Consider the following 7,341-nt stretch of genomic DNA (forward strand, 5'->3'; position numbering starts at 1 on the left):
CTTTTCGTGACTGCCGACGCGACCAGCAATTCAACAGGTGCACGACCCCTCCACGAACTCGTCGAAGATGGTTGGGCCCGCGCGCTGGAGCCCGTCGCCGCGCAGGTCGCGCAGATGGGGGAGTTCCTGCGCGACGAGCTGACCGCAGGCAGGCGTTACCTCCCCGCGGGGCAGAATGTGCTGCGGGCCTTCACATTTCCCTTCGATGAGGTGCGGGTTCTCATCGTCGGACAGGATCCCTATCCCACGCCGGGCCATGCGGTGGGGCTGAGTTTCTCGGTCGCATCCGACGTTCGACCGCTGCCGCGCAGCCTGTCCAACATCTTCACCGAATATGAGCAAGATCTGGGCTACCCGACGCCGAGCAACGGTGACCTCACGCCATGGGCGCAGCGGGGCGTACTTCTGCTCAACAGGGTTCTTACGGTGCGCCCCGGCACGCCGGCTTCACACCGCGGGAAAGGCTGGGAATCGGTCACCGAGTGCGCGATCCGCGCACTCGTGGCACGTCGTAAGCCCATGGTCGCCGTGCTGTGGGGTCGAGATGCGTCCACGCTCAAGCCGATGCTCGCCGAAGGCGACTGCGCCACCATCGAATCCCCGCATCCATCGCCGCTGTCAGCCTCGCGAGGATTCTTCGGATCGCGGCCGTTCAGTCGCGCCAACGAACTCCTGCAACAGCGTGGCGCCGAGCCGATCGACTGGCGCCTGCCCTGACTATCCGGGCAGCGGGATGGGCGGCGGCGACGGAATCGGTGGGGGTGAGGGAATCGCAGGCGGCGACGGGATGGCCGGCGGCGACGGGATCTCGATCGTCGCGTCCCCGTCGCCCTCGGTGGTCACCGTCGGAGGCAACGCCGGAGATGTCGGCGCCGGAGACAACGTGGTCTCTTCGATCGGCGACTCCGTCGTCTCGATGACCGTTGTCTCGGAGGTGGTGGTTTCCGTCGTGGTCTCGTCGCCGGAGTCGCCGCCACCGCATGCGGTCAGCAGCGCACCCACGGCGAAACCGGAGGCCACAGCGCACAGCGCTGAGTGTGATACGCGAGAGGTCATGACGACAGGAGCTACCCCGCCGACCTCTCAGTTAAACCAAGGCGTCTTCGCGCAAGCGCTCAGCCGCAAGCGCTCAGCCGCGCGAAACCTTGCCGGCCTTGATGCAAGAAGTGCAGACATTCACGCGCTGCTTGTTGCCACCCGGGCGCGTCACTGCGCGCACCGACTGGATGTTCGGATCCCAGCGCCGGCTGGTCCGCCGATGCGAATGCGACACCGACTTGCCGAAGCCCGGCGCCTTCCCGCAGATATCGCACACGGCAGCCATATCAACAACTCCTCGAAATCAGTACTTGGGGGCCAACGACCACAGGCGGGGTGACCCGACAACCTGATCAGGATACCGGCCGGGCTGGCTATCGCCAAAATCGCCCGTGAGCACGGCCCCAGGTTCTGCACAGGCGACGATGGTCTCATCGGGTTTGTCGCCGTTACTGGTTAGGCTGGCGCCCACTATGGGTGGTGTGCCTGGCACCCACACCGTGCACCGGGGATTCGGCGTGAAAACTGGGAGGTCCGATGTCTGCTCGGCGGCTCGACGCCTCCGCCTTGCGGGATTGGGCGTATACGGCCGTCGGCGATCTGATCACCCACACCGACGAGATCAACCGGCTCAATGTCTTCCCGGTAGCCGATGCCGATACCGGCACGAACATGCTGTTCACGATGCGGTCGGCGTGGGCGCAGGTCGATGCCGAGCCGACCGGCGGCGATGTCGCGGGAGTGGCGAGTGCGCTGGCGGCGGGCGCGCTGCAGGGTGCGCGGGGCAACTCCGGGGTGATCCTGTCCCAGATCCTGCTCGGGCTGGCCGAAGTCATCACGTCGGCGGCGGCCCAGCGCGACGGCGATCTCGCCGACGTCGACGGTGTTCTGCTCGGCGCCGCTTTGCGGCACGCCGTCGCGTTGGTCAATACGTCGATGGGCGAACCCGTGCCCGGCACCATCGTCTCGGTACTGCAGGCCGCGGCACGCGCTGCCGAAGACCGGGCCGCCGAGGCCGCCGAACTCGGTGACGTGGTGGTGGCCGCGGCCGAAGCCGCCGCGGCCGCGCTCGACCACACCCCACAGCAGCTCGACGTGCTGGCCGAGGCCGGTGTCGTCGACTCCGGTGGGCGTGGCCTGCTGGTCCTGCTCGATGCGTTGACCGCGACGATCGTCGGCCACGCCCCGCACAGGCCGGCCTACACACCGGAGCCGCCGAAAGCGACGCCCGCCGCGCTCGCACAGGCGCCGACCACGGCGCCGCCCCAGTTCGAGGTCATGTATCTGCTGAGCGGCTGCGGAGCCGACGCGGTCGAACAGCTGAGGGCCGGTCTTGAACAGTTGGGCGAGTCGGTCGCAATCGCCGCATCAGGCAGCGACCAGTACTCCGTCCATGTCCATGTCGACGATGCGGGTGCAGCGGTCGAGGCCGGGCTGGCGACCGGCACGTTGGCCCGCATCCAGATCACCGCGCTGATCGGCGCGGGAGGGGCGCGACCGGTCGGTGGCTGGGACCGCGAACGCGCAGTGCTGGCCGTCGTCGACGGCGACGGCGGAGCGGAGCTGTTCGGCGGCGAGGGGGCCCACGTACTGCGGCCCGATGCCGGCGAGCCGGTCAGTGCCAAGCAACTGCTGCGCGCCCTCGTCGACGTCGGAGCCGCACAGGTCATGGTGTTGCCCAACGGGTATGTGGCGGCCGAAGAACTCGTGGCCGGATGTACCGCGGCCATCGGCTGGGGCATCGATGTCGTCCCGGTCCCGGCCGGTTCGATGGTTCAGGGACTTGCTGCGCTGGCCGTGCACGACGCAGGCCGCCAAGCGGTCGACGACGGCTACACCATGGCCCGTGCCGCGGCGGGCGCTCGGCACGGCTCGGTGCGAATGGCCACCGAGGAGGCGTTGACGTGGGCCGGCGCCTGCAAACCGGGCGATGGCCTCGGCATTGCCGGGGACGAGGTGCTGATCGTCGGACCTGACATCACCGCCGCGGCAGCCGGGTTGATCGATCTGTTCCTGGCCGCGGGTGGAGAACTGATCACCGTGCTGACGGGCGACGGCGTCGACGCCGAGGTGGGTGAGGCATTGCAGGCCCACGTCCACAAAGAGCATCTCGGGGCGGAGCTGGTGACCTACCACACCGGCCATCGCGGCGATGCGCTACTGATCGGGGTGGAGTAGTGGTAACCCTCGCCGACCGGCTCGACATGGTGATCGGGACGAAGGCGGCCCGGCCGCTGGAGGAGCACTTCGGCATTCGCACAGTCAACGATCTGCTGCGGCATTACCCGCGGAAGTACAGCGACGGCATGACGGTGCGCGGTGAGGGCGAGGCACTCGATTTCGAAGAGGGCGAACACGTCACCTTCATCGATGTCATCACCAAAGCCGACGCGAAGCCCATGCGCAGCCAGCCCGGCAAGCGCCCGCGCAGGTACCTGCGGGTGACCCTCGGCAAGCATCGGCCCGAGGTGACGGCAACTTTCTTCAACGCCGACTGGCTGATCGACAAGCTGGAGGTCGACACGCGGCTGATGCTGTCCGGCGAGGTCAAGTTCTTCCGCAACACGCTGCAGCTCGATCACCCGGCATTTCTGGTTCTCAATCCGCCCCCCGGCAAGCAGATCGGAACCAAGTCGCTCAAGTCGATCGCGACGGCGTCGGGGGCCACCGGCGACGATTTGTTGGCCGAATTCGAAAGAGAGTTCTTTCCGATCTATCCCGCGTCGGCGAAAGTGCAGAGCTGGGACATCTACCGGTGCGTGCGGCAGGTGCTCGACGTGCTCGACCCCATCGTGGATCCGTTGCCGGAATCATTTGTGCGCCAACGCAATTTGATGTCAGAGGATGAGGCGCTGCGCGCTGTGCACCTGGCTGAGACCGCGGCACAGCGGGACCGCGCCGCCGAGCGGCTGACCTACGACGAAGCCGTCGGCCTGCAATGGGGTTTGGTGGCGCGACGCTACGGCGAGCTCAGCGAGTCCGGTCCGTCGGCGCCGCGCATCGACGGTGGGCTGGCCGCGGCGATGCAGAGTCGCCTGCCGTTCGAGTTGACGGTGGGCCAACGCGAGGTGCTCGATGTGATCTCCGGTGAACTCGCCTCGACGCGCCCCATGAACCGCATGCTGCAGGGTGAAGTCGGATCGGGTAAGACCATCGTCTCGGTCCTCGCCATGTTGCAGATGGTCGATGCGGGTTACCAGTGCGCGTTGCTGGCTCCGACGGAAGTGCTTGCCGCCCAACATGCCCGGTCGGTGCGTGACGTGCTGGGTCCGCTGGCCATGGCCGGGCAACTCGGTGGCGCCGACAACGCCACCCGGGTCGCGCTGCTGACGGGCTCGATGTCGGCGCCGCAGAAGCGCGAGGTGCGAGGCGAGGTCGCCTCTGGTGCGGCCGGCATCGTGATCGGCACCCATGCGCTGTTGCAAGAGGCGGTGGAGTTTCACAACCTCGGCATGGTCGTGGTCGATGAGCAACACCGGTTCGGCGTCGAACAACGGGATGCCTTGCGCGCCAAGGCTCGTGACGGGTTGACCCCGCATCTTCTGGTGATGACGGCGACACCGATCCCGCGCACCGTCGCGCTCACGGTGTACGGCGATCTGGAGACTTCCACGCTGCGCGAGCTTCCCCGGGGGCGCCAACCGATCACCACCAACACGATCTTCATCACACAGAAGCCGGCTTGGCTCGACCGCGCATGGGCGCGGATCCGTGAGGAAGTGGCCGCTGGCCGGCAAGCGTACGTCGTGGCGTCCCGCATCGACGAGAACGACAAGAACGGCAACGACAAAGGCGGGCAGGGTGGGCCGCCACCGATCACCGTCGTCGAACTGTTCGACCGCCTGAAGGCCGGGCCGCTGTCCGGGTTGCGGCTCGGGCTGATGCACGGCCGGCTGTCCGGCGACGAGAAGGACGCCGTCATGTCGGCATTCCGGGCCGGTGAGATCGACGTGTTGGTGTGCACGACGGTCATCGAGGTCGGCGTCGACGTGCCGAATTCCACCGTGATGGTGGTGATGGACGCCGACCGCTTCGGCATCAGTCAGCTACATCAGTTGCGCGGCCGGATCGGTCGAGGTCAACACCCGAGCCTGTGCCTGTTGGCGACGCGGCTGCCCGAGACGTCCAAGGCGGGGGAGCGCATCAAAGCGGTCGCGGGCACGCTGGACGGTTTTGCCCTTGCCGACCTGGATTTGGATGAGCGCCGCGAAGGGGATGTGCTGGGCCTCAACCAGTCCGGCCGGACCATCAATCTGCGCTTCCTGTCGCTGCGTGAGCATCTGGAAGTGATCACCGACGCGCGCGCGTTCTGCGAGGAGATGTACGAAAAGAACCCGCAAGACCCGGGCATGGCGCTGCTGGCAGCGCAATTCGTCGAAACCGATCGCGTCGAGTACCTGGAAAAGGCATGACCCGACGCAGGGTGTGGTGGCTGGCCCTTGCCGTCGCGTTGGCAGTTGTGGTGGCCGTTCAGGTGATGGTGTCCGATCAGCGCAGCGCGCGGTTCGTCGCCCAGGCGCAGACCCCAACCGTGGCCCCGGGCGTCGATCCACTGGCCGGGCTGGCGGAGATTCCAATCCGTGTGCGCGGCAACGACTATCGGCGCGCCGCGTTCGGCGAGGCCTGGGACGACGACAACAGTGCGCCCGGCGGTCACAACGGTTGCGACACCCGCAACGACATCCTCAACCGAGATCTCGCAGACAAGACTTTCGTGTCGATCAAGCGGTGCCCCAACGCGGTGGCGACCGGTACGCTTCACGATCCGTACACCAGCGCCGTCGTCGCGTTCGTCCGCGGCAACCAGACGGGTGCGTCGGTGCAGATCGACCACATTGTTCCGTTGGCATTGGCGTGGGATCTGGGCGCGCGCGATTGGCCGGAGGACCTTCGAGCGCGGTTCGCCAACGATCCGGCCAATTTGCTCGCGGTCGCCGGGGAAGCCAACCAGGACAAGGGTGATCAGGAACCGGCGCACTGGATGCCGCCCAACCGCGCGTTCTGGTGTCAGTACGCCGTGCAATTCGTCGAGGTGCTACGCGGTTACCGCCTGCCGGTCGACACGGCGTCGGCGGCCGTGCTGCGGGAGGCTAGCGGGACGTGCCCGACGGGCTGAGTTCGCCGGGCGTCAGAGGTCGAGCAGCCAGTTCTGGCCGTTGAGGTCGTGTCCGAAACTGTGGTGGCGTTCTTCGTCGACAAGCCGGAACCCGAATGCCTCGTAGATCTTTCGAGCGGCAACGAGAATATCGTTGGTCCACAGCGTGACGTGCCGGTAACCCGCGTCGCGCGCGAACTGCAGACACTGTTCTACGAGCCGGGTGCCGAGTCCGAGGCCTCGGGCATCCGGGGTCACCAACAAGATCCGTAACTTCGCCACCTCGGGTTCATCGCCGGCCACGCAGAAGATGCAGCCGGCGCGCTTGCCGTCGACTTCGGCAATCCAGCCCGCTTCGCGTGCCGGATCGTGCTCACCGGCGAAGTCGGCGACGATCCTGGCCACCAATGTCTCGAAGTCGGTGTTCCAGCCGAATTGCCGGTCATAGACCTCGCCGTGGGCCATCACGATCCACCCCAGATCACCGGGTTGGTCGGCCCGGCGCACGACGACCTGCCGCGTATCGACAACCTGCGACATCGATGAACCTCCCGAGTACTGAAACACTCGTTTCAGTAGCGGTAGGCTACCAATGTGCCCGCAGCCGCTACAAGTCCCTCAGCCCGGCAGACGGAACTGCTGGAGGCCGCGTACCAGTACGCCCTGACCCACGGTCTGGGCGAGATGTCGCTGCGGCCCTTGGCGGCGGCCATCGGGTCCAGCCCTCGCGTGCTGCTGTTCTTGTTCGGCAGCAAGGACGGCCTTGTGCGCGCACTGCTCGAGCGGGCGCGCAGCGACGAGCTGGCGCTCCTGGATCGTCTCCGGCAATCCGCCGATGCCGGCCAGGTCAGCCTTGCGGCCGCTGTCGAGCAGGTCTGGGGCTGGCTGGCCGCAGACGAACACGTACCGCTGCTGAAACTCTGGACCGAGGCGTACGCACGGTCACTTTCCGAACCGGGCGGGCCGTGGGCCGGCTTCGCGCGCGCCACGGTGCAGGACTGGCTCGATGTGCTCGCGAATTACCAACCGGCGCAGGACAAAACCAGTGCGGACGGGCTCGCCCGTCGCACCCTGGCGCTCGCGGTGCTTCGTGGGGGACTGCTCGACCTGCTTGCCACCGGCGACCGGGACCGGGTCACGAGCGCCGTGCGCGCGCACACGGCGCAGTTTCGCGTGTGACGAGCAGACGCAAAAGCACCCCAAACCTG

At 67.1% G+C, this 7,341-nt stretch carries 8 protein-coding genes; 5 read left to right on the forward strand and 3 right to left on the reverse strand.

Going from position 1 to position 7,341, the window contains the following annotated elements; genetic code table 11:
* Window positions 1–6: 6 nt before the first annotated feature.
* Window positions 7–717, forward strand: coding sequence for a uracil-DNA glycosylase (locus tag ACRCUN_RS28870; RefSeq protein WP_462145043.1), 711 nt, complete (start codon window positions 7–9; stop codon window positions 715–717).
* Here the strand turns inward: ACRCUN_RS28870 and ACRCUN_RS28875 are convergent, their stop codons facing one another.
* Both ACRCUN_RS28875 and rpmB read right to left on the reverse strand, forming a co-directional pair.
* The gene (locus ACRCUN_RS28875; RefSeq protein ID WP_462145044.1) at window positions 718–1,056 is read right to left on the reverse strand and encodes a hypothetical protein; all 339 of its coding nucleotides are present in this window, start codon (window positions 1,054–1,056) and stop codon (window positions 718–720) included.
* 73 nt (window positions 1,057–1,129) lie between these two features.
* Window positions 1,130–1,324, reverse strand: coding sequence for a 50S ribosomal protein L28 (gene rpmB / locus ACRCUN_RS28880; protein WP_462145045.1), 195 nt, complete (start codon window positions 1,322–1,324; stop codon window positions 1,130–1,132).
* Window positions 1,325–1,575: 251 nt separating this feature from the next.
* On the opposite strand from rpmB, the gene ACRCUN_RS28885 reads away from it, so the two are divergent.
* From ACRCUN_RS28885 to ACRCUN_RS28895, 3 genes are read left to right on the forward strand one after another with little or no spacing between them, the layout of a single operon-like run.
* Window positions 1,576–3,216 (forward strand): fatty acid kinase ATP-binding subunit FakA, encoded by a 1,641-nt coding sequence (locus ACRCUN_RS28885; protein WP_462145046.1) that lies wholly within the window; start codon window positions 1,576–1,578, stop codon window positions 3,214–3,216.
* The gene (gene recG, locus ACRCUN_RS28890; protein ID WP_462145047.1) at window positions 3,216–5,450 is read left to right on the forward strand and encodes an ATP-dependent DNA helicase RecG; all 2,235 of its coding nucleotides are present in this window, start codon (window positions 3,216–3,218) and stop codon (window positions 5,448–5,450) included. The genes ACRCUN_RS28885 and recG overlap by 1 nt, the downstream gene beginning before the upstream one ends.
* Window positions 5,447–6,154, forward strand: coding sequence for an HNH endonuclease family protein (locus ACRCUN_RS28895; RefSeq protein WP_462145048.1), 708 nt, complete (start codon window positions 5,447–5,449; stop codon window positions 6,152–6,154). Before recG ends, ACRCUN_RS28895 begins: the two co-directional genes overlap by 4 nt.
* Before the next feature lie 12 nt (window positions 6,155–6,166).
* Here the strand turns inward: ACRCUN_RS28895 and ACRCUN_RS28900 are convergent, their stop codons facing one another.
* Window positions 6,167–6,673 (reverse strand): GNAT family N-acetyltransferase, encoded by a 507-nt coding sequence (locus ACRCUN_RS28900; RefSeq protein WP_462145049.1) that lies wholly within the window; start codon window positions 6,671–6,673, stop codon window positions 6,167–6,169.
* 54 nt (window positions 6,674–6,727) lie between these two features.
* On the opposite strand from ACRCUN_RS28900, the gene ACRCUN_RS28905 reads away from it, so the two are divergent.
* Complete coding sequence (locus ACRCUN_RS28905; RefSeq protein ID WP_462145050.1) at window positions 6,728–7,312, forward strand: TetR/AcrR family transcriptional regulator; 585 nt, start codon at window positions 6,728–6,730, stop codon at window positions 7,310–7,312.
* Window positions 7,313–7,341 lie beyond the last annotated feature (29 nt).

The organism is Mycobacterium venezuelense, from assembly GCF_054919535.1.

What these genes read in the sequence shown, in the direction of transcription:
- ACRCUN_RS28875 (WP_462145044.1), bottom strand. Translation starts at nt 1,056, where the DNA reads ATGACCTCTCGCGTATCACACTCAGCGCTGTGCGCTGTGGCCTCCGGT.
- rpmB (WP_462145045.1), bottom strand. Translation starts at nt 1,324, where the DNA reads ATGGCTGCCGTGTGCGATATCTGCGGGAAGGCGCCGGGCTTCGGCAAG.
- ACRCUN_RS28885 (WP_462145046.1), top strand. Translation starts at nt 1,576, where the DNA reads ATGTCTGCTCGGCGGCTCGACGCCTCCGCCTTGCGGGATTGGGCGTAT.
- ACRCUN_RS28895 (WP_462145048.1), top strand. Translation starts at nt 5,447, where the DNA reads ATGACCCGACGCAGGGTGTGGTGGCTGGCCCTTGCCGTCGCGTTGGCA.
- ACRCUN_RS28900 (WP_462145049.1), bottom strand. Translation starts at nt 6,673, where the DNA reads ATGTCGCAGGTTGTCGATACGCGGCAGGTCGTCGTGCGCCGGGCCGAC.